This window comes from Idiomarina tyrosinivorans (assembly GCF_003987475.1).
Taxonomy (GTDB): domain Bacteria; phylum Pseudomonadota; class Gammaproteobacteria; order Enterobacterales; family Alteromonadaceae; genus Idiomarina; species Idiomarina tyrosinivorans.
Genome location: NZ_PIQH01000002.1, coordinates 168,797 through 192,877, shown reverse-complemented (window position 1 = coordinate 192,877; position 24,081 = coordinate 168,797). Strand labels below are relative to the sequence as shown.

The 24,081-nt window shown below is 47.5% G+C and carries 24 protein-coding genes and 1 tRNA gene; 12 read left to right on the top strand and 13 right to left on the bottom strand.

Going from position 1 to position 24,081, the window contains the following annotated elements:
* Positions 1-108: 108 nt before the first annotated feature.
* From CWI84_RS02885 to CWI84_RS02870, 4 genes are read left to right on the top strand one after another with little or no spacing between them, the layout of a single operon-like run.
* A complete protein-coding gene (locus CWI84_RS02885) occupies positions 109-2,256 on the top strand; it encodes a DEAD/DEAH box helicase family protein (RefSeq protein WP_126841067.1) in 2,148 nt (715 codons plus the stop codon).
* Entirely contained in the window at positions 2,240-2,455 is a 216-nt protein-coding gene (locus tag CWI84_RS02880; protein WP_126841066.1) for a hypothetical protein, read from the top strand. The genes CWI84_RS02885 and CWI84_RS02880 overlap by 17 nt, the downstream gene beginning before the upstream one ends.
* Positions 2,445-4,481, top strand: coding sequence for an AAA family ATPase (locus CWI84_RS02875; RefSeq protein WP_157980986.1), 2,037 nt, complete (start codon positions 2,445-2,447; stop codon positions 4,479-4,481). The genes CWI84_RS02880 and CWI84_RS02875 overlap by 11 nt, the downstream gene beginning before the upstream one ends.
* Positions 4,474-4,965: a hypothetical protein gene (locus CWI84_RS02870; protein WP_126841064.1), complete on the top strand. Its 492-nt coding sequence runs from the start codon at positions 4,474-4,476 to the stop codon at positions 4,963-4,965. The genes CWI84_RS02875 and CWI84_RS02870 overlap by 8 nt, the downstream gene beginning before the upstream one ends.
* Positions 4,966-5,253: 288 nt before the next feature.
* Here the strand turns inward: CWI84_RS02870 and CWI84_RS02865 are convergent.
* A tRNA-Arg gene (locus CWI84_RS02865) sits at positions 5,254-5,330 on the bottom strand.
* A 175-nt stretch (positions 5,331-5,505) separates the two neighbouring features.
* Here CWI84_RS02865 and CWI84_RS02860 point away from each other — a divergent pair.
* Together CWI84_RS02860 and CWI84_RS02855 are read left to right on the top strand one after the other, a co-directional pair.
* A complete protein-coding gene (locus tag CWI84_RS02860) occupies positions 5,506-6,120 on the top strand; it encodes a hypothetical protein (RefSeq protein ID WP_126841063.1) in 615 nt (204 codons plus the stop codon).
* Positions 6,121-6,185: 65 nt separating this feature from the next.
* Positions 6,186-6,854 (top strand): alpha/beta hydrolase, encoded by a 669-nt coding sequence (locus CWI84_RS02855; protein WP_126841062.1) that lies wholly within the window; start codon positions 6,186-6,188, stop codon positions 6,852-6,854.
* 10 nt (positions 6,855-6,864) lie between these two features.
* On the opposite strand, the gene CWI84_RS02850 is transcribed toward CWI84_RS02855, so the two are convergent.
* On the bottom strand, positions 6,865-8,445 hold the full coding sequence (locus CWI84_RS02850; RefSeq protein WP_126841061.1) for a serine hydrolase: 1,581 nt from the start codon (positions 8,443-8,445) through the stop codon (positions 6,865-6,867).
* Between the two features lie 77 nt (positions 8,446-8,522).
* Between CWI84_RS02850 and CWI84_RS02845 the strand changes: the two genes are divergently transcribed.
* Positions 8,523-9,434, top strand: coding sequence for an arginine deiminase-related protein (locus CWI84_RS02845; protein ID WP_126841060.1), 912 nt, complete (start codon positions 8,523-8,525; stop codon positions 9,432-9,434).
* A gap of 2 nt (positions 9,435-9,436) precedes the next feature.
* Here the strand turns inward: CWI84_RS02845 and CWI84_RS02840 are convergent, their stop codons facing one another.
* The 3 genes from CWI84_RS02840 to CWI84_RS02830 all read right to left on the bottom strand — a co-directional run bounded on the left by CWI84_RS02840 (position 9,437) and on the right by CWI84_RS02830 (position 11,566).
* Positions 9,437-10,525, bottom strand: coding sequence for an ATP-grasp domain-containing protein (locus CWI84_RS02840; protein WP_126841059.1), 1,089 nt, complete (start codon positions 10,523-10,525; stop codon positions 9,437-9,439).
* Complete coding sequence (gene purE, locus CWI84_RS02835; RefSeq protein ID WP_126841058.1) at positions 10,522-11,013, bottom strand: 5-(carboxyamino)imidazole ribonucleotide mutase; 492 nt, start codon at positions 11,011-11,013, stop codon at positions 10,522-10,524. The genes CWI84_RS02840 and purE overlap by 4 nt, the downstream gene beginning before the upstream one ends.
* 70 nt (positions 11,014-11,083) lie before the next feature.
* Positions 11,084-11,566: a GNAT family N-acetyltransferase gene (locus tag CWI84_RS02830; RefSeq protein WP_126841057.1), complete on the bottom strand. Its 483-nt coding sequence runs from the start codon at positions 11,564-11,566 to the stop codon at positions 11,084-11,086.
* Between the two features lie 111 nt (positions 11,567-11,677).
* Between CWI84_RS02830 and CWI84_RS02825 the strand changes: the two genes are divergently transcribed.
* Both CWI84_RS02825 and CWI84_RS02820 read left to right on the top strand, forming a co-directional pair.
* Positions 11,678-12,223, top strand: a complete 546-nt coding sequence (locus CWI84_RS02825; protein WP_126841056.1) for a hydrolase — start codon at positions 11,678-11,680, stop codon at positions 12,221-12,223.
* 173 nt (positions 12,224-12,396) lie between these two features.
* Positions 12,397-12,603, top strand: a complete 207-nt coding sequence (locus CWI84_RS02820; protein WP_126841055.1) for a cold-shock protein — start codon at positions 12,397-12,399, stop codon at positions 12,601-12,603.
* 80 nt (positions 12,604-12,683) lie between these two features.
* On the opposite strand, the gene CWI84_RS02815 is transcribed toward CWI84_RS02820, so the two are convergent.
* Both CWI84_RS02815 and CWI84_RS02810 read right to left on the bottom strand, forming a co-directional pair.
* Positions 12,684-12,995, bottom strand: coding sequence for an ArsR/SmtB family transcription factor (locus CWI84_RS02815; RefSeq protein ID WP_126841054.1), 312 nt, complete (start codon positions 12,993-12,995; stop codon positions 12,684-12,686).
* Between the two features lie 33 nt (positions 12,996-13,028).
* The gene (locus CWI84_RS02810) at positions 13,029-13,952 is read right to left on the bottom strand and encodes a cation diffusion facilitator family transporter (protein ID WP_126841053.1); all 924 of its coding nucleotides are present in this window, start codon (positions 13,950-13,952) and stop codon (positions 13,029-13,031) included.
* A 179-nt stretch (positions 13,953-14,131) separates the two neighbouring features.
* Here CWI84_RS02810 and CWI84_RS02805 point away from each other — a divergent pair, with 179 nt between their 5' ends.
* Positions 14,132-15,706, top strand: coding sequence for a methyl-accepting chemotaxis protein (locus tag CWI84_RS02805; protein WP_126841052.1), 1,575 nt, complete (start codon positions 14,132-14,134; stop codon positions 15,704-15,706).
* A 1-nt stretch (position 15,707) separates the two neighbouring features.
* Here CWI84_RS02805 and cysE read toward each other — a convergent pair whose 3' ends face one another.
* From cysE to CWI84_RS02780, 5 genes are all read right to left on the bottom strand, one after another.
* The gene (gene cysE / locus CWI84_RS02800; RefSeq protein WP_126841051.1) at positions 15,708-16,505 is read right to left on the bottom strand and encodes a serine O-acetyltransferase; all 798 of its coding nucleotides are present in this window, start codon (positions 16,503-16,505) and stop codon (positions 15,708-15,710) included.
* A 9-nt stretch (positions 16,506-16,514) separates the two neighbouring features.
* Positions 16,515-16,973 (bottom strand): DUF2489 domain-containing protein, encoded by a 459-nt coding sequence (locus CWI84_RS02795; RefSeq protein ID WP_126841050.1) that lies wholly within the window; start codon positions 16,971-16,973, stop codon positions 16,515-16,517.
* Between the two features lie 2 nt (positions 16,974-16,975).
* Positions 16,976-17,416 (bottom strand): Der GTPase-activating protein YihI, encoded by a 441-nt coding sequence (yihI, locus tag CWI84_RS02790; RefSeq protein WP_126841049.1) that lies wholly within the window; start codon positions 17,414-17,416, stop codon positions 16,976-16,978.
* 58 nt (positions 17,417-17,474) lie between these two features.
* Positions 17,475-18,149: a class I SAM-dependent methyltransferase gene (locus CWI84_RS02785; protein WP_126841048.1), complete on the bottom strand. Its 675-nt coding sequence runs from the start codon at positions 18,147-18,149 to the stop codon at positions 17,475-17,477.
* A 576-nt stretch (positions 18,150-18,725) separates the two neighbouring features.
* Positions 18,726-19,358, bottom strand: a complete 633-nt coding sequence (locus CWI84_RS02780; protein WP_126841047.1) for a c-type cytochrome — start codon at positions 19,356-19,358, stop codon at positions 18,726-18,728.
* A gap of 185 nt (positions 19,359-19,543) precedes the next feature.
* Between CWI84_RS02780 and yihA the strand changes: the two genes are divergently transcribed.
* Positions 19,544-20,161, top strand: coding sequence for a ribosome biogenesis GTP-binding protein YihA/YsxC (gene yihA, locus CWI84_RS02775; protein ID WP_198674478.1), 618 nt, complete (start codon positions 19,544-19,546; stop codon positions 20,159-20,161).
* Entirely contained in the window at positions 20,154-21,092 is a 939-nt protein-coding gene (locus CWI84_RS02770; protein ID WP_126841045.1) for a DMT family transporter, read from the top strand. The genes yihA and CWI84_RS02770 overlap by 8 nt, the downstream gene beginning before the upstream one ends.
* Positions 21,093-21,207: 115 nt before the next feature.
* Here the strand turns inward: CWI84_RS02770 and polA are convergent, their stop codons facing one another.
* Positions 21,208-23,964: a DNA polymerase I gene (gene polA / locus CWI84_RS02765; protein ID WP_126841044.1), complete on the bottom strand. Its 2,757-nt coding sequence runs from the start codon at positions 23,962-23,964 to the stop codon at positions 21,208-21,210.
* Positions 23,965-24,081: the final 117 nt, after the last annotated feature.

Genomic DNA, 24,081 nt, shown 5'->3' with positions numbered 1-24,081 from the left:
GTTTACTGTAATATATCATTTGTGATAATTGATAGTTAGCCATTCTAAGTTTAGTCAATTTGATCTACAGTGAATGGGCTTTATCTCTGGGATGAGTAGGATGTTTATATGGAAAGTTCTTCACTAAAAGAGCTTCAACTGAAAAGAGTTTATAGAACCGATGACGATGATCTCTACCGAGACTTTTACACTAAATGCCTCTCAGTTTCATTGAGGTACGATCGAGCGGTAGGTTTTTTTTCGTCAAAACTAATCTCTAAAAGTGTTGCGGGTATTGCAAACCTAGTGAGGTCAGGCGGGTACATGCGCCTTATAATCGGGCACCCTTTAACTGATGAAGAGTTCGTAGCAGTTACCCACGGTAATAAAATCCAGCAAATTTTGACCGATTACGAAGATAAGCTGCTAGAAATAATTACCTCAGAGAGTGCGGACGCCAACCGGCTTAAAATCCTGTCATGGCTGGTGGCAAGCAACCGCTTGGAAATAAAATTTGCCCTCCGTCGTTCGGGCATGTACCACGAAAAAATTGGAGTCTTTCAAGATAAAGAGGGTGATATAGTTGTTTTTCAAGGTTCCGCAAATGAAACGGTAAATGGTTTTGAAAGCAATTTAAATGCTGAAGCGCTTAGCGTTTATCCAAGTTGGGACGATCAAACTTTTCAAAATTATGGGAATGAATACCTAAAAGGGTTTGAGCGCCTTTGGAATAACGAAGGCACTAATACTGTGACTGTCGGAGTAAACTCATCTACTTATGAAAAAATAGCTAAGAAAGCAAAAGAGATCTTAGCAAATCCCGACTTAAGTTTGTTTGACCTTCTGGATGAGTCGACCGAAGGGCAATACGATTTAAGTAATACTGGTCCTCATATCCCTAAAACACTTGCAGGTTCTCCTTTCAAACTACACGCACATCAAACTGACGCTTTAAACTCCTGGAAAGCAGCTGAATACAATGGCTTGATGAAACTAGCAACCGGCAGCGGAAAAACTATTACCTCAATATATGCAGCCGTGAAAATATATGAAGCAATCAAGCGAAAGAACGGTTCTTTATTTCTTCTTATAGCGGTCCCATATAAAGAGCTTGCTTATCAATGGATAGATAACCTCAGGCTGTTTGGTATAGCCCCCGTCAAATGCTTCGAGTCGAAAGCATCTTGGTATCATAGGCTAACAAATGAAGTCGCAGGCGTTTTGACGGGTGCAACCTCCTTCGCCGCTGCTGTAGTGGTTAATAAAACACTAGCTACTCCGACTTTTCAAGATGTGATTAAAAAGCTAGAAAAGTATCACTTGATGTTTATTGGGGACGAGTGCCATAACCATGGCGCCAAATCCATAAATGAAGCTCTACCTGCAGCATCTTTCAAAATAGGTCTTTCTGCTACTCCCTTCCGCAGCGATGAGGACGAAGTAGACTCTCCATTTCCGAATGAGTCAAAACAAAGAATTATTAATTACTACGGCGATATAGTGTCTGAGTACACTTTGCGCGATGCCATAAACGATAGTGTTTTAACACCTTATGACTATCACATTATTCCAGTATATTTAACGATTGAAGAACAAGACGAGTATGACTCGTTGTCCAACCAATTAATGAGTATCTTGCAAAAATCCCCTATATCTAGGGCTGATAAAGAACGTATCACTCAAATTTGCGGCAAAAGAAGCAGGTTGTTGGGTTCAGCTAGCAATAAAATCTCAGAACTCGAAAAAGTTATCAAATCAATACCTCGAGATTATCGCAGTCATACACTCGTCTATGCTGGAGAAGGAAAGAGTACTAACTCTCAAAACGAAGAGGTAAAAGTCATTAACGAGTTGACTACAGTTTTAAATGAATCTGGCTGGCGCGTTGCTAAGTTTACGGGCGATGTTGGTACTAAAGAGAGAAGGCGACTAATGGAAGCCTTTAAAGAGGAAACGTTCGATGCACTGGTAGCAATGAAGGTCTTAGATGAAGGTATCGACGTCCCTATCTGTTCTCGAGCGATTATCACCGCAAGTACCCGAAATCCTAGACAGTATGTTCAGCGCCGCGGACGGATTTTGAGGAGAGCTCCTGGAAAACATTCAGCTACAATTTATGACTTCGTTATATTACCGATCAATGAAGGTAAAGCGTCCCGCACCTTAAAAGAGGCTGAATTAGAAAGAGTAAGAGACTTCACTGAGCTCGCCTTAAACAAAGCTGAGATTGAAAACAAACTAACAAATTATGGATTAGTTTATGACTACGATAGATGAATTTAAAAAAAGCCTTTTAGAGGCGGCACAAAACTCTTCAGATGAAGAACATCCCTTAGAAGATTTGGCAAGACGGCTCATAAATGTAGAGCGTAAATGTATTTACGGAGATGAACCCTCACATACTCGTTTGAAAAAATTCAGGGAACTAATTGCGGAGGAGGTCGCGAACCTCAAGGATGACGAAAATGAAGCTTAAAAAACTTGAACTAAAAAATTTCAGACAATTCTATGGTGAGCAAACGGTTGAGTTTTCGACAAGCAAAACAAAAAACGTGACGTTAATTCATGCGGAAAACGGTGTAGGAAAAACGGCATTCCTTAACGCCATTTTGTGGTGCCTTTTCGAGACGTTTACTGAAAATTTCAAAGATCAGCATAAACTATTAAACGATAGTGCGAAAGACGAAGGGCTCACTACCTACTTCGTGGCGATAGATTTCATTGACGAAGATGAAAGGCACTACTATGCAAAAAGAATCTATTCGGGCTCCACTAGTAAGTTTATGGTTTATGAGATAAAAAATGGGCAACATACCTCCGAGATATCGAATCCGAATTCTTTTATTAACTCGATTATCCCCAAAGATATGGCACGCTACTTCTTCTTTCAAGGAGAAGGTCTAAATAGTACGTCGGGCAAACAAGGTAATTCAATTGTTCGCGAAGCAATCAGAAAGATATTAGGATTCACGGTGGCCGAAGAGGCGCTAAAAGATCTTAAGAAAATTAAACAAGAATTTCGTAATAAAGCAAACTCTGCAGATAAAACTGGCGATATACGTAGGCTTCAAACACAAATACAAGCTATCGAAGAAGAAGTTTCCTCAAGCAACTCATCTTTAGAGAAAAGCCAACAAGCCGTTGAGGAGTTCGAAGAAAAAGTTAAGAAAATCGATTCAATACTGATGAGCTCTAATAGCGAAACAGTAAAATCTTTACACCGTGAGAGAACGACACTCGAAAATAATTTAGTAACTGAGAAGCAAAGGTTGAAAGATGAACTTACCGATCGAAGGAAACTAATTGCTAAACATTCAACGGTAAGTTTCAGTCAAAGGTTAAGCAAAGAAGCCTTAGATTTCATCAAGGAAGAGGAATATAAAGGCTCAATCCCTGCCCCATTCAACCAACAGTTAGTTAAGGACATAATTGATCAAGCTAAGTGTATATGTGGCCGAGAAGTCCATCCAAATAGTTCAGAATTCAACACAATTCAAAATTTGCTTAAACAGGCCTCAAATCCGGAGCTCGAACAAAGGGTTATGAGAGCTAGAGCTCAATTGATCAATCTCTCAGGTTCGGTGAATGAATCCGCCAGAGAATTTAAACTAAATATTGAAAGAGTTGGCAGTTCGGAAAGAAGAGTTGAAGAGATCAAAGATAAATTACAGGAAGTCTCTACTAAAATTTCTGGTACAAAGGATATTACGGCTATAAAACGGTTCGAAGAGGACAGGCTTAGATTAAAAAGCTATTTAGATCAGTCACACTCTGATATAGGAAAATATAAACAGCTACTCGAAAGCGCTAAGAAGAGGCTTTATGCTACGAAGGAAGAGTTGAAACGGCTAGATACGGCCTCAGGCGACTTAGCATACTACCGAAAAACGATAGACTATATAGAGAATATTGAGAATTATATTTCCCAAAAGTTATATGACTCCGAAAAAAGCGTGGAGCAGAATATAATACTGTTAGTTAATAATTACCTCAAAAAATTTGTCACGAAAGATTATAAAGCAAAATTAAATCAATCTACATACGATATTCGATTGGTTGACCGCGTTGGAAATACTGTTCCAGAAAGTGATGGTGAGAACCTTCTTTTAGGCTTAACTTTCATTTCTGCATTAATTGAACTATCTAAACAAAGAAAAAATGCTTCGGGCCAAATTTTTACTCCGGGAGCTATTGCTCCCTTTGTCATAGATGCGCCGTTTGGAGTGCTCGACAATAAATACAAAGGAAATATTTCTAAAGCGATCCCTGAAGCAGTCGACCAAGTCATTTTTTTACTTTCATCGAGTCATTGGGAAGGCTCTGTCGAAGATAATATAAGAGATAAAGTAGGAAGGGAATTTAATATGGTCGCTGAGGTAAGTTCTCCAGCAGAGTCGAAACAAGATATTAAGTTAAAAATACGAGGTGAAGAATTTGATCGGGTTAGGTATAGCTGTGCTGTTGATCGTACAATTATAGAGGAGGTGACTGTAAATGATTAATATCGATGACAATGAATGGAGAAATATTCCAATCAGGCGAGAACGAAAATTTGAGTCATTGGTTGAAAAATTTTGCACAGATAAATATAACTCAAGAATTTTTAGGTTTAATAAGGACTTAATGCTTTTTGCAGCAATGGTTGGCTTTTCAGAGGGTAAATCAAAGCCCGTTTCTGCTAATGGTATCCAGATAGTTCTCGGCACTTACGCCTCAGATCAGAAAGATGGTTATATTTACCTTCTAGCCTTATTAGATAAAAAAGATATTACTTCACTAAAAAACGAAAACCTTTCTGAAGCAGTAAAAAGCTTCGAAGGCTACTGCAACGCCGGTTTAGAAATCATTCAGAACTGGATTGACGAAAACCCCGGTGACCCAGAAGGTGTTGATACAATTATGAATAAGGTTTTTGAAAGAATTCAGCTAAACGAAATAGATAATCAAAAGTCTGGGGATTACTCGGGCTTGGATCCTGAATTCTAGGAAATTTTGATAGGCTAGAGTTACTAAGCCATTCAGGCTTTACTTTAAATCAAAAAGCGCGTTATAGGCTCGGCAGCTTTTACTGAGGGTCAAATATGCAAGTCTATACCGCTAGCTAACCGCGACGTTTAAAATCAGTATTTTTTTGTGTTTATACGATTTTGTAGCTAAAGGTCAAATTTGGAGACTAGGCTTTCACTAGCAAATCTTTTTGTCACAGATTTGTCACAAGAACGTCACAGAATCTTCGATGTTAGTGTTTACTATCACTTAGAAGTCTTGCAGTAATGGCGCACCCTATAGGAGTCGAACCTATGACCTCTGCCTCCGGAGGGCAGCGCTCTATCCAGCTGAGCTAAGGGTGCGTATTGCGTTGAAGCGTGGGCATTATAGGGATACTGCGCTGCGCTGTCCATAGTGGGGGTGATGTCGGGCGTTTTTTTATGCATTTTCCCTTAAGCGGTTTCCGTCTTTTTGCCGCCGGCCCATTGGCTGGTGCCATTATGCTTGCTCGGTCTTTTTCGCAACGGAGCATTCACTATGCGCTACTGGCTTATTACTTTACTGGTCGCATTCACCAGCCATCAGCTTCTGGCTGCAGAACAATACCATCTGAATAACCAACAGCTTGATCAAATCCTGCAAGCGACACGGGCAATCAGGGATCATATGATCACTCATCCGCATGCTATGCCCGAAGCGGATGGCAATGAGGACGACAGTGACGACAGTGACGACATTTATACGGCGGAAAACTTCAGTCCTGACGAGCTTCGCCAGCGTATGGAAGACTCAGCGGATGAAGGCCTTGATGAATTAGTCGCCATTCTAGCAGACCGTAAAGACCACAAAAGCATCGTAGAAATTGCTCGTGCTATCTGTATTGAATCATTCGGCAATTCCATGGGATGGCATTTTCTCACTACCAAGGTAGCGCTCAGCGCGTTTTCTAACCACGAAGACTTTTGTACCGCTGCGGGCACTTTTATGGTGACTGTGGGTACACTGAAATTGGAACAATCTGATCAGCCCAATTTTTTTGGCGACGCCATCGTTTCCGACGCACGGAAAAATATCAGTGCCGATACCTTTGCTGCCGTGCAAAACCGTTTCACAGAAATCGACCAGCTCCTGCAATCATTTCCCGGCGATTAAGCCGCGTTGCATACCACCCGCAAAGCCGCCACAATATGGCGGTATTTTTTTCGTTGAGAGCTTGTATGACCAACACACTTCGTTTGCAAACCCAAGTGAAAGAACCGAAAAACCCCGCCGACGCGGTCATTATTTGGTTACATGGGCTGGGCGCGTCGTCCAGTGATTTCGCCGATATGCCGCAGCACCTAGCGTTAGGCGAAAAAGCCAATATTCGTTATATCTTGCCCGATGCACCACGCTTACCGGTAACGGTCAATGGCGGGATGGTGATGCCCGCTTGGTACGATATTAAAGCGATGTCGGTAGAACGTGAAATCGATACGCCGCAATTGGAACAGTCCGCAGCAGCGGTCCAGCAACTGGTCGATGAGCAAATAGCACAGGGCATCGATAGTCGGCGCATTATCATTGCGGGGTTTTCGCAAGGTGGAGCGGTGGGCTACCAAGCGGCGCTAAGCTACCCCAAACCACTGGCTGGTTTGCTCGCACATTCAACCTATTTTGCCACGCAGAATACGGTTAAAGCACACCCTGCCAACGCGCAGTTGCCGATTCTGATTCAACACGGAACCCAGGACCCAGTGGTACCGGAAATGTTGGGCCAGCAGGCGCGCGATGCGTTAACCGCACGGGGTTATGAGGTGACGTATCAAACCTACCCCATGCCGCACTCACTCTGCTTGGAGCAAGTGCAAGACATGGAGCAATGGTTACTCAAGCGCTTTGCTTAAGCGCAGTGCCTTAGTGCGCAGCAGTTATATCCTGCTGCAACTTCTGTAACTGCAGGTCTTGGAAATCAAAACTGAAATCCGTGAACGGTGCTGCCGCCTCTACGGTAGCACCCTGCACTTGGCTGTCTTTATCGACACTGAAGTGTAAGAACGCGTCGGCTTCTAGTAGCGGCTCATCCCAGCGAATAATAAAGGTATCACCGTTGTAGTGCTCAAGCGTGCCCTTCAACATGGGTGTATGGGTAAAGCTCACGCGCAATTTACCATCTTGCAGGGTTAACGATACATCACCATACCAAGCGTCATGGTAGGTTCCCGCATAGTTCTCTAGCGCTAATGCGGAGCGCGGGTTCGCTGGCTTTTCGATAGCAAACTCAGTCTTGTTCTGCATCGATTCGTGATATTTCTCGGCCTGCTCTTTCACCCAATCACGGTCGGGTAAATTTAATAGCTGCTCTAAGGCCTCTTGGGTAATGGCGGTTAAGCCACCGAAGGCTTGTTGATTGCTCAACACTACAATGCCGAAGTTTTTCTCAGGAATAAGGGTGGTTAATGACAACATGCCAAGAATACCACCACTGTGATACACCTGCTTCACCCCGTGGTAATCTTTTAAGAACCAACCCATGCCATAACCGGCAAAGTAGGTGCCGTCGTTGGCGCGTTCATCCGATACTGGCAGCGGTGTGGTCAATTGCCACATTTGGTGCTGTGAATCTTCACTGAAAATGCGTTTACCGGTCGGGCTCACGCCACCATTCAATTGTGTGATCAACCAGTTACTCAAATCATCAACACTCGCCGCAATGGCGCCAGCGCCACCAAAGTCCTCAAGGAAATCCAACGGAAAGCGGTGTAGCTCGCCATCCATCTCTATGGTGCCGACCGCTACGTTGTTATTACTCTTTGGAATGTGCGAGAAACCGACCGTGGTTTTGTCCATGTTCAATGGCTCAAGGAAGGTTTTAGTGATGTAGTCGCGATACGGCATGCCGGTTACGCGGTGAATGATTTCGCCAGCGGTCAAAAACATCAGGTTGTTGTAGGCAAATCGCTCGCGCAAACCATGGTCAATTGGCACGTGCGCCAGCCCGGCAATGATCTCATCAACTGACTTATCGGTGTTTGGCCAAATCATTAAATCGCCCGCACCAAGGCCAAGCCCAGAGCGATGGCTCAAAATGTCACGAATAGTGAGCGATTGGGTAATCGCTGGGTCCGCAAGCCGGAACTCTGGAATGTAGTCGATGACTTTATCGTCCCAGTCCAACCGTCCCTGCTCTACCAAGGTTGCCATTGCCGCGGCGGTAAAGGCTTTGGTGTTTGACGCAATACCAAACAAGGTCTCAGCATTGACCGGTTGTTGGGTTTTAATATCGCGCACCCCAAAACCCTCAGCCAAGATCACTTTACCGTCTTTTACGGCAACGACGGCAAGGCCCGGAATATTAAACGCCTGTAGCGTTTGCTTCGCGGTGTCGCGAATATGCTCTGCAGTTTGTGCTTGTGCAGTCGGTGAATAAAGGTTGCTAACGGTGGCTAGGGTTAAGCCAGCCATCGCCATACAAGCGGACTTCAACAGCGGTTTCATAGAAAATTCCTTCTGCTTATCTGTGCTAGTTTGATAGCATATTGGCCTGCAAATTACGATGACCTTGCGACTATTCCATGCCTTATCACGCTGAATTGGCCTCATCGGTATTGATGGTGCCGCCTAAAGAATTCGATTTTAACGCTGAAACGGGCGTTGATAACGTGTTTCAAGCACGGCTCGACCGCGATGTGCAAAAAGCGGCAATGGCAGAATTTCATGCCATGCAAGAACAACTGGATAACGCCGGCATTGGTGTCGTCAGCATGGACTATACCGTTGACGATATTGCGACGCCCGATGCAGTATTCCCTAACAACTGGTTTTCCACCCACCCCGACGGAACCGTGGTGCTGTATCCGATGGCCACCAGTAATCGCCGTGCCGAAGTTCGTCAGGCGTTGCTCGCTGAAACACTAAACCAGCAGGGTTTTCAGGTACGTCGTTGGCTTGACTTGCGCCAGCACACGAATGCGGTTCTGGAAGGCACTGGTGCGTTGGTTTTTGCTCATCATCAGCCGTTGGCGGTGGTCGCTGAATCGGCACGAGCGCAGCCGCAGGCGCTAGACGCTTGGGAAACGTTAGGGTTAGGTATGCCAACGTTGCGTTTACAGTCGAGTTGGCAACAACAGCCGGTTTACCACACCAACGTTTTGCTTAGCACTGGTCCAGCGTTTGTGGTGGCATGTGAAGCTGTACTAACGGACGCTAGCCGCCAGTCTTTGCGTGAAACGTTTGAAGGGTTGGACTTTTGCGCAATATCTGCCGAGCAGATGGTGAACTATTGCGGCAACGCGTTATTGCTGAAGAACCGTCACCAGCAACCGCTGTTGGTGCTCTCGTCAACCGCTCTACATGCCTTAAACCACCAACAAAAGCGGCTGCTAGAGCGGCACGCCGAGCTACTGCCGGTGGAGATTCCAACCATCGAGACGGTGGGTGGTGGCAGTGCGCGGTGTATGTTAGCGGAGCTATTCCTGCCCCGCTAGTACTATTCCGCCAACTGCTGTAACTGCGGCGCCCACTCTTGCGCTAATTGCACACCGCGTTCGGCGTTATCAATGATCATATTGATATGGCCAACTTTTCTGCCTGGGCGTGGATCTTTACCGTACCAATGGCAATCAGCGGCAGCGGCTTTCCATAGCAATTCAGGATAACCGGCCACGCCAATAGCATTCAGCATCAACGTTGGCGCACAGAGTAATTCTGGCAGTGGCATGCCAGTGATTGCGCGAATATGCAGCGCGAATTGGTCATAGTTGGCACCACTCATGGTCCAGTGCCCAGAATTATGCACTCGAGGCGCTACCTCGTTCACTAAAAGCTGTTGCTGCTCACCTTCGCCAACCACGAAAAACTCAATCGCTAAAACGCCTACGTAATCTAGCGCTTCACAGAGCTTAGCGTGATGCTGCTGGGCTAGCTGCTCAAGCTTATTACTCCACGATGTGGTGCCCGCCAAGCTATACGACAAGATGCCGTTTTGGTGAACATTAAGCGTTAACGGGTAGGCGCATTGCTGATTGTCGTGTGAGCGCGCGGCAACCACCGATACCTCATCGGTAAAAGCAATCATATCTTCAACAATACCGGGGCGCACACCCGCTTCAGCGGCAACAGTATCAATCTCTTGGCCCGGCTTCCAACGCCATTGGCCTTTGCCATCGTAGCCGCCCTTAGCCGACTTAATCACTACGGCTCGGTCGCAATGCTGTAGAATTTCAGCCAATTGCTCAGCGTTTTCGTAGGCGCGCCACGGTGAAGTAGGAATACCCAGGTCATCACAAAGTTGCTTCTGGCTGCGGCGGTCAGTAATACGAGCAAACTGTTCAGGCTTCAGTAAAATTTTATCGGCACTGGTAGTAATAATTTCTTCCGCAAGGTGTTCATGCTCCCAGGTCGCAACATCAGCCCATGCGGTTGCCTCAGCCAAACTCATGGCTAACGCCTGTTGGCTGCCTAACGCCTTAACCTTGTGTTCACGATCACTGTATAGCAAACATTGGTGGCCGTGCTGAATCACGGCCTTACCCAACATCTGGCCCAGTTGGCCATTACCTAAAATCAGGATATTCACTCAGGTAACTCCAGGTCAGCGTTAGCCATAACTTTTTCGCGTTGCGCTTGGCGGAATTGCTGCACCCGTTCGCGGACTTCTGGCTGCGTGGTACCGATCATCTGCGCAGCCAGTAATCCGGCGTTTGCCGCACCTGCTGCACCAATTGCTAGCGTCCCCACCGCAACACCTTTTGGCATTTGCACAATAGAAAGCAGGCTATCTAAGCCTTTCAACTGCTTGCTCGGCACCGGTACACCAAGTACCGGAATGGTGGTAAACGCCGCCAGCATACCCGGTAAATGGGCAGCGCCACCCGCGCCCGCAATCACCGCCGGCACGCCGTCTTTCTCGGCTTGCTCCATGGTGGTTTGCAGCAGGTCTGGCGTGCGATGTGCCGACACAACTTTGGCCTGCCATGGTACTTGCAGGTCTTCGAGCATTTGCGCAGCCGCTTGCATGACTGGCCAATCTGATTGTGAGCCCATGAGGATCAGGACAGGGGTCATAAGTGCTACCTTTTGTCGCCGCTTTGGGAAAAGGGGGGAATTTTAGCCACCCCGTGGCCTAACTGCAAATTTATTGAGCAACCAGCGAGGAAAGTTCGCGCTTCATTAGCGCCACTTCTACCCCCAACGATTGCCGATAATCGATGCGTTCCCAGCCCAACTTTTGGTAAAACGCTTCGGCTTGGTCGGTTGATAAGTACAGCGTGCGGATACCATGTTGGGCAGCACGTTGTTCGCAGGCACGTACAATTTTGCTCCCTACTCCGCGGCCACGGCCTTCGGGAGTCACCACTATGGCTGCCAGCCAAGGTTCGAGATTGGCATCGGTAAACAGCTCAGAATCCTTTACCGCACCACAGCCAAGCAAACGTTCCTGTTCATCTAGGGCGATCAAAAAAAACGGTACGGTATCGGTACAGCGGCTTTCAATCATTGCGTGGACATCAGCGTCAGACATACCTAATTGACGGTAAATATCGGCCCATTGTTGCACCAACAGGTCAGCGACCGCAGGCTGGTATTGCTTGGCGTGGTTTAACGAAATCACCCGCATCGTTCTATCCTCCGCTTGTCGCTACCGACTTTTGTCGAATGGTTATTGCATCTTAGCAAAGCATGACGCATCTTATTTATCTGACATTCGACGGAGTTATCGAGGTAGCAAATGTTACTGAATTCGAACAATACGCTAGTGCTGATTGTCGACGCACAAGAGCGCATCCTGCCAGCAATACATCAACGCGATGGCGTGGTCTCAAGAATGCGGTGGCTCGGTGAAATTTGCGACGAACTGTCTATTCCTATTCTCATTACTGAGCAATACCCAAAAGGCTTAGGCTATACCATTGAATCGCTAACCGAGGTGCTTAGCCACGCTCGAGTGGTGGAAAAAACGCACTTTAGCGCCCTCCGGGAACCGGTATTTCGTGAGGTTTTAGCCGAATATAAGGCAAAACAAATTGTTATTATGGGAATGGAAACCCATGTTTGTGTTATGCAAACCGCGCTCGATTTACTCGCCGAAGGCTACCAAGTGTACGTTCCCATTGACGCGGTGGGTTCACGCCGCCCAGCCGATAAAGAGGCAGCGTTAAAGCGTATGGAGCGCCATGGCGCGGAACTTATTACTACCGAAATGGCACCGTTCGAATGGTTAGAAAAATCCGGAACGGACACTTTTCGCCACATCAGCCGTAATTGGCTTAAATAAGCTTTTATTGACAGGTCAAAGATTAGGCGTATACTCGCTCGTGCTGAGAAAGTTCGGCTATTGATTTGAGATTTGTACGAAGTCCCATTGCTGTACCTCGTTTTGTAAGTCCAAGTAATACCCTAGTTTCTGAGCAATATTTGTTTTTTACATGCACTACGAGGAAATTCAGCATGTCGACTATTACTGGTAAAGTAAAATTCTTCAACGAAGCAAAAGGTTTCGGTTTCATCGAACAAGATAACGGCGCAGACGTTTTTGTTCACTTCAGCGCTATCCAGTCTGAAGGTTTCAAAACCTTAGCTGAAGGCCAGCAAGTACAATTCACTATCGCTCAAGGTCCTAAAGGTCCTCAAGCAGAAAACGTTGTTCCTATGTAATAACGTGCTTTCGAGCAGAATTCTGAAACGCCGCTTCTAGCGGCGTTTTTTATGTCCGCATTTTATCCCCGCATAAGAAATCAATGGTCGTGATGTTCCTCATCAATGTGTGTCGCCATATCAATCAGCATGTCGCTCACATGGCGGTCATCAATGTCATAAAATACTTGTTTCGCTTTGCGCTGCCCTTTTACCAGCCTAGCGCCGCGCAACAAACGCAAATGATGGCTAACCAGCGTTTGCGAGAGCTCAAGCTCGTCAACAATTTCACCCACCGATTTCGGCCGTTGTAAGCAACAGAATAAAATCCGCAAGCGGTTTGGCTCGCCCAACAGACGAAAGGTCTCTGCCAATACGGTGAGGTTATGTGCGGGAATATCGCTTTCACTCATTACAGCCTCCTCGCACTTGAGAGCGGTTAACGGTTACGACAAGCTGCATGAATCCCCCTCTTCGCTCCAATCCACCGCGACCGTTGCATGTTCAATCGCAAAGGTTTCACTCAACTCGCGTTCAACGGCGCGCACCACGGTTTTCGGGTCTTCACCCGCTTTCGGCTTAACATGCATTGTCGCTAATACTTTGCCTGAGGTAATCGACCACACGTGAATATGGTGCACCGAGTCGATAGTAGGAATCTGCTCATACAAGTGGTCAGCAATGCGGCTTGGCGTCACACCTTCTGGGGCGCCTTCTAACAGAATGTGCGCGGACTTTTTCAGTAATTTCCAAGCACTTCGTAAAATAAGTAATGCCACTACCACCGAAAGAATCGGGTCGATCGGTGTCCAGTTGGTAAAGTAAATCACCGCTGCAGCAACAATAGCACCAATGGATCCGAGCAAGTCTCCCATCACATGCAACGCTGCCCCTTTGATATTCACGTGTTCGCTGTCGCCTCGGATAAGGATCCAGAACACCACAATATTGGTGAGCAGACCAGCAACCGCGACGCCAAGCATTGGTCCAGCAAGCACCGGCGCAGGTGATTGAAAGCGTTGCCAAGCTTCATGCAGAATCCAAATCACGATCACAAACAACGTGATCGCATTAATGAATCCAGCGATAACTTCGAACCGCATATAACCAAAGGTTCGTTTTGAATCGGCGTCTCGCTTACCAATCCGAAACGCAAAATAGGCTAAAGCCAACGCTGCGGAGTCGGTCAGCATGTGCCCAGCATCGGCTAACAGCGCTAATGATCCAGACCACAAACCGCCGACCACTTCCGCCAGCATAAAAGCAAACGTTAACCAAAACGCGAGCAACACTTTGCGTTGGTTATCGCTATTGACCTCAGGAGCATGCGAGTGCTCATGGTCGTGGTCATGATGATGCGAATGTCCCATACTGAATCTCTTAACTAGAAAACATGAACATATTTATATGTGTTCATGTGTTTTTAGTCAAGTATCTCTGTAAAGCCGATTAAACTTTGTTTCATTGGTGCCGATATACCGTATCTCATAGAACGAAATGCCAGTGACTGCTAAACTTCCGTTTATCGTAATGGCTATAAGGACATTTCATGCGCAATAATGGCCCTGTCACCCACAAAGAGAATAGGTTCCCCGCACACTATCGGCTAATATCGTCGACTGATCTACGTGGCGTCATTACCCACTGTAACGAAGATTTCGTTAAAGTCAGTGGTTATACGCGTAATGAACTCATTAATTCCCCGCACAACATTTTGCGCCATCCCGATATGCCAGGGCCGGTGTTCGAACAAATGTGGAAGACTATAAAGCGCGGTCGACCATGGATGGGATTGATGAAAAACCGCTGCAAAAATGGGGACCACTATTGGGTCAGTGCCTACGTTACGCCGGTCATGGAAAATGGCAAACCCGTGGGGTTTGAATCAGTGCGGGTTGCCGCAGACGATGCAGAGAAAAAGCGCGCGCAAGCCATTTATGACCGCCTTAATCAAGGCAAACATGCGTTACCGGTCACCGAGCGGGCAATGCTGACCTTTAAAGATCTGTCGCCCATTTTAGTGCCAGGAATTATTGGTTCGGCAATTATTGGCGCGGTCAGTGGTTGGGTTCCTGCAGCCATCGGTTTAGCGACTACTGCAGTGGCTACGGTCAGTTATGGTATGTATATCGGTCAGCTGTTGCAGAAATTGTTGGACTTGCGCCCAGAAGCCTTTAGTTCTGAACTGGTTGGGATGACGTACTCAGCACGCCAAGGCCGAGAAGCCCAGATTGCGTTAATGCTAATAAGCGAAGGCGCACGAAATCGAACCGCGTTAGCGCGGATCCAAGATGCAGTAGGGCAACTGGTGGATATTGCGGATGACACGCGTACCCAAGCGAAGTCGAGCTCAGACAAAGTGCTGCAGCAAAATCAGGAAACCGAGCAAACCGCCACCGCGATGAACGAAATGGCGACGTCTATTCAAGAAGTTGCTGATACCGTTGAACGCAACGCACAGTATGCTGAATCAGCGGCGGAAAATGTGCGTGAGAGTGTTAGCTTAGCGCGCCAAGCCAGCGATGTAATTCGCGGTTTGCATCAAGCCGTCGACGAGATTGCCAATACGGTTAAGGCGCTAGATGAGTCGACCGGTGCCATTGGCGAAGCAGCCGACCTTATTTCATCCATTGCCGACCAAACCAACTTACTGGCATTGAATGCCGCGATTGAAGCGGCTCGCGCAGGTGAGCACGGTCGGGGCTTCGCGGTAGTAGCCGATGAGGTTCGCTCATTAGCTGGCCGCACACGAGACTCAACAGAGAGTATTCATAGCGTTATCGAAAACTTACGCCAACGTGCTAAAGAAGCTGTGGAGGTGTCACAGCGTGGCGAATCAGCGGCTGCTGAAGGTGTTGAGAAAGTTCAGCAAGCAGATACCGCTTTAGGGCAGATCGCCAATGCAATTGACGAAATTTCGGATATGTCGACGCAGATGGCATCCGCTGTGGAAGAGCAAAGCGGTGTAGCTGAGCATATTAACCAGCAGATTACGGAAATTTCTAACTTAGCTCACGATACGTTAGATAACGCCGCTTCTACCGACCGTTCGAGTGCGGAGCTACAAGACACAGTGAAAACTCTGCACTCACTTATTGCGCGGTTCGACTTACGTCGCGACTAAACTACTCTTGTTTAGGTTCTGAAGCGCGGGCTTTTTCTGCTCGCGCTTTTTCTTCCAAGAATTCCACATCATCCATGTCGACTTCTGGTAACTCACCACAGACATCGCCACCCAAGTTATTTACTGCTTTGCATAAATCCTGGACTTTGTTATCTAGTACACTCACATGGTCCAACATACGGCCTATTGCGGTTGCTACTGGATCGGGATTATCGGCCGAAATCGCATAAGCGTCAAAGCCATATTGTTTGGCCATAGCCTCGCGCCGAGCCGCCTCTTCTTTATCTCCAGAACGTGCTACGCGGGCAGGAATGCCTACCACAGTAGAGCTTTCTGGAACATCACGGACCACCACAGCGTTACTACCAATTCGCGCATTCTTACCGACTGTTAACGGCCCCAATACCTTGGCACCTGCACCGATAACGACGTGATCACAAAGCGTTGGGTGACGCTTCCCTTTATTCCACGAGGTTCCACCCAGAGTGACTCCATGGTAGATGGTGACGTCATCACCAATCTCTGCCGTTTCTCCAATCACCACGCCCATGCCGTGATCAATAAAAAAGCGTCGCCCGATTTGAGCGCCTGGGTGGATCTCAATGCCCGTAAACCAACGCGAAATGTTAGAAATAAAACGCGCTAACCAAAATAGCTTCCATAACCAAAAACGATGGCTGACTCGATGCCACCAAACCGCGTGAAGTCCCGGATAATTGGTCAAGACTTCGAAGAAGTTGCGAGCGGCGGGGTCACGTTCAAAGACGCTATTGATATCTTCCCTAATTCGCTTAAACATGCTGGTTCCTTATAGCGGATAATCGCTAAGCAATTTGCGTATGTCGGCCAAGATGATGTCCTTCATCTCAACTTCATAGCCTTCTCGCTCATTATCCAATTTGCGGATTTCCTTTTTCGGGAATTGCTTGCGCGCTTCATGGGTTGGCATATGCTTAATCCGCTCGTACATGTCGTGCATTGCTGGGAAGTCCTCAGCAAAATCACGCTGCTGAGAATCCGGCCGATGGTCAAGTAAAACCACGATCCGTAAACACCCTTCAGACAGCGGACACTGCTCTTGCTCCATTGCTTTGGCAATGGTCACGATACTCTCATTAATGCGTTCAATGCGCTGCGAAATGGCCTCATCGCGGCGCTGGTTTTGGCGCTTCAAACGCGCCAGCAAGCTGCCAGCATAAAAGGCTAACCAAGCAATAATCGCTACCCCAATGATTGCCGCAACCCACAATCCGACTTGCATAGACATTACTACTCCTCGTCGTCCCAGTCGTCGTCCAGCTCGATTCCCAACTGCGCTGCTAACTGCTCATAACGCGTTGATTGTTCATCAACATAACGTTGTTCCTCGGCTGTGAGGATCTCTCCTCGCTCATCTTTTTCCATCAGTTGCTGTAAACGTGGATCGTTTTCCAGTTGTTGCAACTGCTGTTGAGGCGACAACGCTTCAGTGTCTTTAGCTGCCGTTGACATTGGCTCTAGCGGAATTGGCTTTTTACTTCCAAGGCGCGCGTCAGGCTTATTTGCCGCGACGTTTTCCGCACGCTTGACCGACGGCTTCGGCGTCTGCCTTGCACCAGAGGGTTTACCTTTGCCTTTTTTCTTTCCATCAAGTTTCAGGTCGCGGGGTGATTTAGGCGCTTTGCTGGGCGCCAGAGGACCGGTTTTACGGGTTTTCTTTTTGCGAGTCATTGGCTGACCCCTTAATCGTGAGTTCTTCGCCTATTGTAACTGATCAGACAAAGCTTCGTCACTTACCACTGTCATGCAACGGCCGTTTCATTATCACAACGTCCTTATCGGCCAGTTCCATCGACCAGCCCAAACTCTCAGCCAAATAGGCGAATGTATTGTCATGGTAAAAGCAAACGTGTGTAGGGTCATTTTTATAGTGCCAGCGACTGAAGGCTTCCGCGTCCAGTACGCGCTTAGTCATTACCACTAATAGGCCGCCCGGCTGCAAACGCTGGGTTAACTGCTGCCAGTCTCGTTGCGGCGTATGAAAGTGTTCTACCACTTCGGTACAGGTTACAACATCATATTGGCGTTGCAATGCGGGACGGTTTGGCGCGAACAATGGGTCATAGTTATCCACCGTTAAACCGAGTTCTGCTAACAATATCGCTAAGGTTGGTGCTGGGCCACAACCGTAATCGAGTGCGCTGTTATGCACCGCAGTAAGATGCTTAGCCAGCGGCGTGACTGCGCGTTGCAAAAACCGGCGATAGCCCTCATCGCTTGGATCATTTTCGTGCAGCTCGTAAATTTCGCGCTCTTGGGCACGGGAAAGCAGGTATTCTGGTTCGACAAAAACCAGTTCGCAGTTTAAGCAATGCCAATAGCGGCGTCTTTTATCTTGGTGATAAAAGTGAGTATGTTGCGACGCACACAAGGGGCAAACGAGCGGCAGAGTTTGAGAACACATAGATGGGGCTGGCATCAGTAAAATCGCTAAAAGACAAAATAAAAAGGCGATGTAAAAACATCGCCTAATTTATCTCATGGTGCTGCGCACTTCCGAGAAAGGTTGTCGCTTCTTCCGTATTTTTCGATCATCTTCCTTGATCGCGTTTTTTATTGTTTTTATTTAAATAAGAAGGAGCCAGTGTCTCAGCACATGCTGTGATTTAACTCCCTGGACATTGACAGACTTCCTGCTGCCAGTTAGCTCGACGTGTTGTTATTTTTCTGTGTCGATTTTCGATGCCTAAAGACATTCTTTTTATTTTTTTCGAAGCCAACGGTCACTGAATTAATCCAATTCTGACTGTCCGCTATTTCATCAAACCGATGATGGGCGTTGGCTCCAGCGGTATTAAGACTACTGTAACCAAATATTAATTCAACAAATATATTGATCTAAAAAGGCCGTTTCTTATTCCTAAATGTTTAATTATGGTAAAGATATATCCGTTTTAGATCACAACCATAACAAATGCATAAAAAAGGCAGCGTAGTCGCCGCCTCTTTATGCGTCGTTATCTGAACCTTCTAGCGCGGCTTAGTGTAAGCCGTTTAAGTAGTTAGTCAGTAATTTGATGTCTTCGTCAGTAAGATTTGACGCAACGCCACGCATCATACCGTTCGGGTCATTGTTACGCTTGCCGCTACGGAACATTTCTAACTGTGACTTCAAGTAAGCCACATGCTGACCAGAAATGTCAGGAAACGCTGCTAAGCCCATACCGTTGCCGCGAGGACCATGACAACCTGCGCACGACGGCATACCTTCTTCTGGTTTACCACGCCGGTATAAATCCGCTGCTTTCTCGATCATGTCTTTTGGCGTTGCACCAGGCTTCATCTCTTTAGAGGCAAAGTACGCTGCCAAATCAAGAATATCTTGGTCCGATAAATTTGCCGCTTGTCCCATCATGATAGGGTTATTACGACCTTTTTCACCGCCTGTTTGCGATGCCAAACGGAATTCCCGAAGTTGTTTTGCAAGATACTTCGGATGCTGTCCTGCTAACTTTGGATACATATCTGATGCAGAGTTACCATCTGCACCATGGCAAGCAGCGCAGACTTGCGCTTTCTTTTGCCCAGCATCAACGTCGCCCTGTTGAGCTTGTGCTGCTGCTGTAAAACAAATACCACCAAACAATCCTAAAATAATTGCGAGTTTTTTCATGATTAAGTCTCTTATCAAACGTCGTACCGGTCGGCACTGAGTCACGAATCGCATTAGCCTTCGCTATTTTACACAAAACTTGTAAGGATTAAACGACTAATCCGTGATCAATGCGTGGAATCGAATTGGCTGGGGCGCGCAGATCGGTCATAATAGTGGCCAATTCGCTAGAGAGAGGAAACGTAGTGGCGACTGTTGAGCTGGCTTTTCAGAACACGCATTTTATCACTAGCGCCCCCAATATTGGGAAACTCCCCCCTGATGAGGGAATCGAGATTGCTTTCGCAGGCCGCTCTAATGCCGGAAAGTCGAGCGCGCTGAATACCCTAACCCGACAAAAGAACTTGGCGCGAACGTCAAAGACGCCCGGCCGTACTCAGCTAATTAACGTGTTTGAAGTTGCCCCAGATAAGCGTTTGATCGATTTGCCCGGTTACGGCTTTGCCAAAGTACCGATGGCGGTCAAGGAAAAGTGGCAACAATCGCTTAGCGAATACTTACAGCAACGGGATTCCTTGCAAGGATTGGTGGTGATGATGGACATTCGCCATCCGTTTCGTGAAACCGATCAGGAACTGATTTACTGGGCGGTTGCCTCAGAAATTCCGGTGCTGGTGCTGCTCACTAAAGCTGACAAGTTAAAACCTGGGCAACGCAAAAGTACGCTATTGCAAGCACGAGAGGCCGCATTGGCGTTTCAGGGCGATGTTACCGTCGAAGCCTTTTCATCACTGAAAAAATTCGGCGTAAGCGAGACCGAACGTGTGCTGAATCGCTGGTTTGCTGGGGGTGAGAATGACTGAAGCGGCTAAACCACCGCTACGTGCCTGGTTGCTTCTGGCGCTGTTAGCGCTTATCTGGGGGAGCTCTTTCTTACTTATAAAAAAAGGTCTGATGGCGTTTACCGCTACAGAAGTTGGTGCCATTCGGATTTCGGCTGCCGGTTGGGTGCTGCTGCCTTTTGCGCTGAGCCGCGTGGCAAAATTGAGCAAAAAGCACTGGTTGAAGTTAGCCTGTGTTGGATTGGTTGGAAGCTTTATTCCGGCATTTTTATTTGCGATTGCCCAAACCCAACTGCAAAGCGGCATCACTGGCGTTTTGAATGCGTTAACCCCAATCACCACACTCATATTAGGGGTGAGCTTCTTTCACCAACGCACGGCAAGAGCACAAGTGATAGGTGTGTTATTAGGCTTAGTTGGTACCATCTTATTGGTCACAGCAACAGCATCGGGTGACTTGCAATTCAACAGTTATGCGTTGTTAGTGCTTGGCGCAACCATTTGCTACGGTCTAAACCTTAATCTCATTAAGCATAAAATTACCGACCTAGGTCCACTCACAATCACCGGGGTGTCGTTAGTCATGGCTGCCATTCCGGCAACCGTTTACTTGTTCTTAGGAACCCACGTTATCGACCATGCCCAACAAACTAACGGTTTGTTTTCACTGAGTTGCATACTCATCCTTGGGGTTGTCGGAACGGCGGCGGCACTGATCATCTTTAATTATGTGGTCAAACTCACCAATACCGTATTTACCAGCTCGGTGACTTATTTAATTCCAGTGGTTGCGGTGATTTTGGGCGTATTAGATGGTGAAGCATTTTGGCTGCAACACGCTGTTGGCATGGTGGCCATCCTGTTTGGCGTTTGGGTCGCTAACCGCAGTGGGCGTAGTGGTCTTGCCGGAATGCCAGAGCGTGACAACCAGAAAAGAAAAAGCCCGGCGTAAAGTGCCGGGCGAAAACATCCAGGGAGAACAATGTTCTTTGAGAGCAACGCTCTCAGTAATAAAGACTCCCTGTTAACTGAAAAGTTCCTCGGCTGGCGATTTTTTCGCCAGTTTTTTAATGCGCTTCTTCCCAGCTTCCGCCAATTCCCGCTTCAGCGATCAATGGCACATCTAATTTTGCCGCCTGCTCCATAACATCAACCAACTCATCAATGACGCTCTGGTCGACGGTTTCTGCTACCTCGAATACCAATTCATCGTGCACTTGCATCAACATTTGTATGTCGTCATTACCGCGCTGCGTAATCCAATCAGCAACAGCCAACATCGCACGTTTGATAATATCAGCCGCCGTACCTTGCATCGGTGCGTTGATTGCAGCGCGCTCTGCCGCTTTACGGCGTGCGCCGTTACTGGCCTTGATATCAGGTAATTGCAGGCGGCGCCCAAACAACGTTTTCACGTAGCCCTGCTGGCGAGCCGTCTCCCGCGTTTGCTCCATATACGTTAATACGCCTGGGAAACGCTCAAAATATTTATCCATGTAGTGCTGCGCTTCGTGGCGAGGAATATCTAACTGCCGTGCTAAACCAAATGCTGACATGCCATAAATCAAACCGAAGTTTACGGCTTTAGCGCTACGTCGTTGGTTGTCGGTGACATCCTCCGGAGCGACCGAAAACACCTCGGCAGCGGTCGCTCGGTGAATATCCTGTCCGGTCGCAAAGGCTTCGAGTAATGCTTTATCTTGCGACAGATGCGCCATTATGCGTAATTCAATTTGGCTATAGTCGATAGCCAATATCCGATTCCCTTGTTCCGGCACAAAAGCTTTGCGCACACGGCGCCCTTCTTCAGTGCGAATCGGAATATTTTGTAGGTTCGGCTCACTCGATGATAGCCGCCCAGTGGCTGCCACCGCTTGATGATAAGAAGTATGAATGCGGTTGGTTCGCGGGTTAACCATTTTCGGTAACTTATCGGTATAGGTCGACTTCAGCTTAGACATACTGCGGTGCTGTAAAATAATGTCCGGTAACGGATAGTCGTGAGCCAGCTCCTGCAGCACCTCTTCCGCTGTTGAAGGTGCACCTTTCGGGGTCTTTTTAATGACCGGCAATTGTAACTGTTCGAACAAGATTTCTTGTAATTGCTTGGGTGAGCCTAGGTTAAATTCTTTGCCCGCTATCTCATAAGCCTTTTGCTCTAGCTGCTGCAGCTTTTCGCCCAACTCGTGGCTTTGCTGTTTAAGCTGTTGCACATCAACGCGAACCCCGCGCTGCTCCATGTCGCAAAGCACCGGAATCAGCGGCAACTCAATGTCGGTGAGTACCGATTTTAACTCTTCGCTCTCCCCAACCTTTTGCCACAATGTTTGATGCAATCTCAGCGTAATATCGGCGTCTTCGGCAGCGTAAGGTGCAGCCTCTTCCAGCGCGATATGGTCAAAGCGTAACTGCTTAGCCCCTTTGCCCGCTACTTGCTCATAACTGATCGTCTTATGGTTCAAGTACTGCAAGCTTAGAGTATCCATATCATGGCGCGAGCCGACGCTATTAAATACATAAGACGCCAACATGGTGTCGTTATAGATACCAACTAAGCGGATGTCGTAACGGCGCAGGATATGGGCGTCGTACTTCAGGTTTTGCCCAACCTTCTTCCAGTTCGGATCGGTGAGCAATGGCTCCAATAACGCCAACAAGCGTTCACGTGACACTTGCTCTGGTACCCCAGGGTAGTCATGAGCCACTGGTATATACACTGCCTCGCCGGCTTTTTGCGCTAACGATACCCCGACCAATTCGGCCTCCATGTAGTTCAGACTGGTGGTTTCGGTATCAAATGCGAGCGGCTGATTACTGTCCAAGTTTTCTAAAAAGGCTTTAACATCACTTTCTGTTAACAGCGTTCTATAGCCATCACGGCTGATTGCTGGCTGTTCTGCTGGAGGTTCCTCACCAAGCGCTTGATCGGTCGCCGCCCCTTGCTCCAGTAACTCGCCTAACCAGCGTCGGAACTCGCACTTACCGTAAAGGTTCACCAATTCGTCGTGGTTGGCTTCGCTAATGGTTAGGCCCTCGGGCTCGCAGGATAATTCGACGTCGCATTTAATGGTCGCCAGGGTCCGGGACATCAGCAGTTGCTCGCGAAATTCTTCGAGTTTCTCAGGCATTTTCTTAGCCCCCCGAAAGTCGAGCGCTTTAACCGCATCAAGATCCTGATACAGCTCATCAATGCTAGGGATACCTTGCAGCATGGCCACTGCCGTTTTTTCTCCGACTTTGGGCAAGCCTGGAATATTATCTGAGCTATCCCCCATCAACGCTAAGTAATCAATGATTTGTTCCGGGTTAACGCCAAACTTGTCTTTTACCCCAGCGCGATCTAGCACGGTATCGGTCATGGTGTTAATCAACACCACGTGCTCATTAACCAGTTGTGCCATGTCCTTATCACCCGTACTGATAAGCGTGAAGCGGCCTTTTTCACCGGCTTTCTTGGCCAAGGTGCCGATGACATCATCGGCTTCCACACCCTCAATCGAAATCAACGGTAAACCCATGGCTTTAATGATGTTATGTAGCGGCTCTATCTGTACCCGCAAATCATCTGGCATCGGCGGTCGGTGCGCTTTGTACTCCGAATAGATATCGTTGCGGAAAGTTGGCCCTTTTGCATCGAATACCACTGCCATGTGGCTGGGCTGATAACGCTTCAACAGTGAGCGCAACATATTTACCACACCGTAAATAGCGCCAGTGGGTTCTCCGGCTGAATTGGTTAAATGTGGCGGCGCGTGAAATGCACGGAATAAATACGATGAGCCATCAACCAGAATGAACGGATTTTGTGGAATATCTGCTGCCATGAACGGGTGCTCAGTTTAGGTTTCTTAGAATGCCTATAGCATGCCACATTTCGGGGGCTAAGGTCACTGTTGGGCTTTGGGATAGGCTGTGGATAAGTCTGTTGACAACGACAAGTC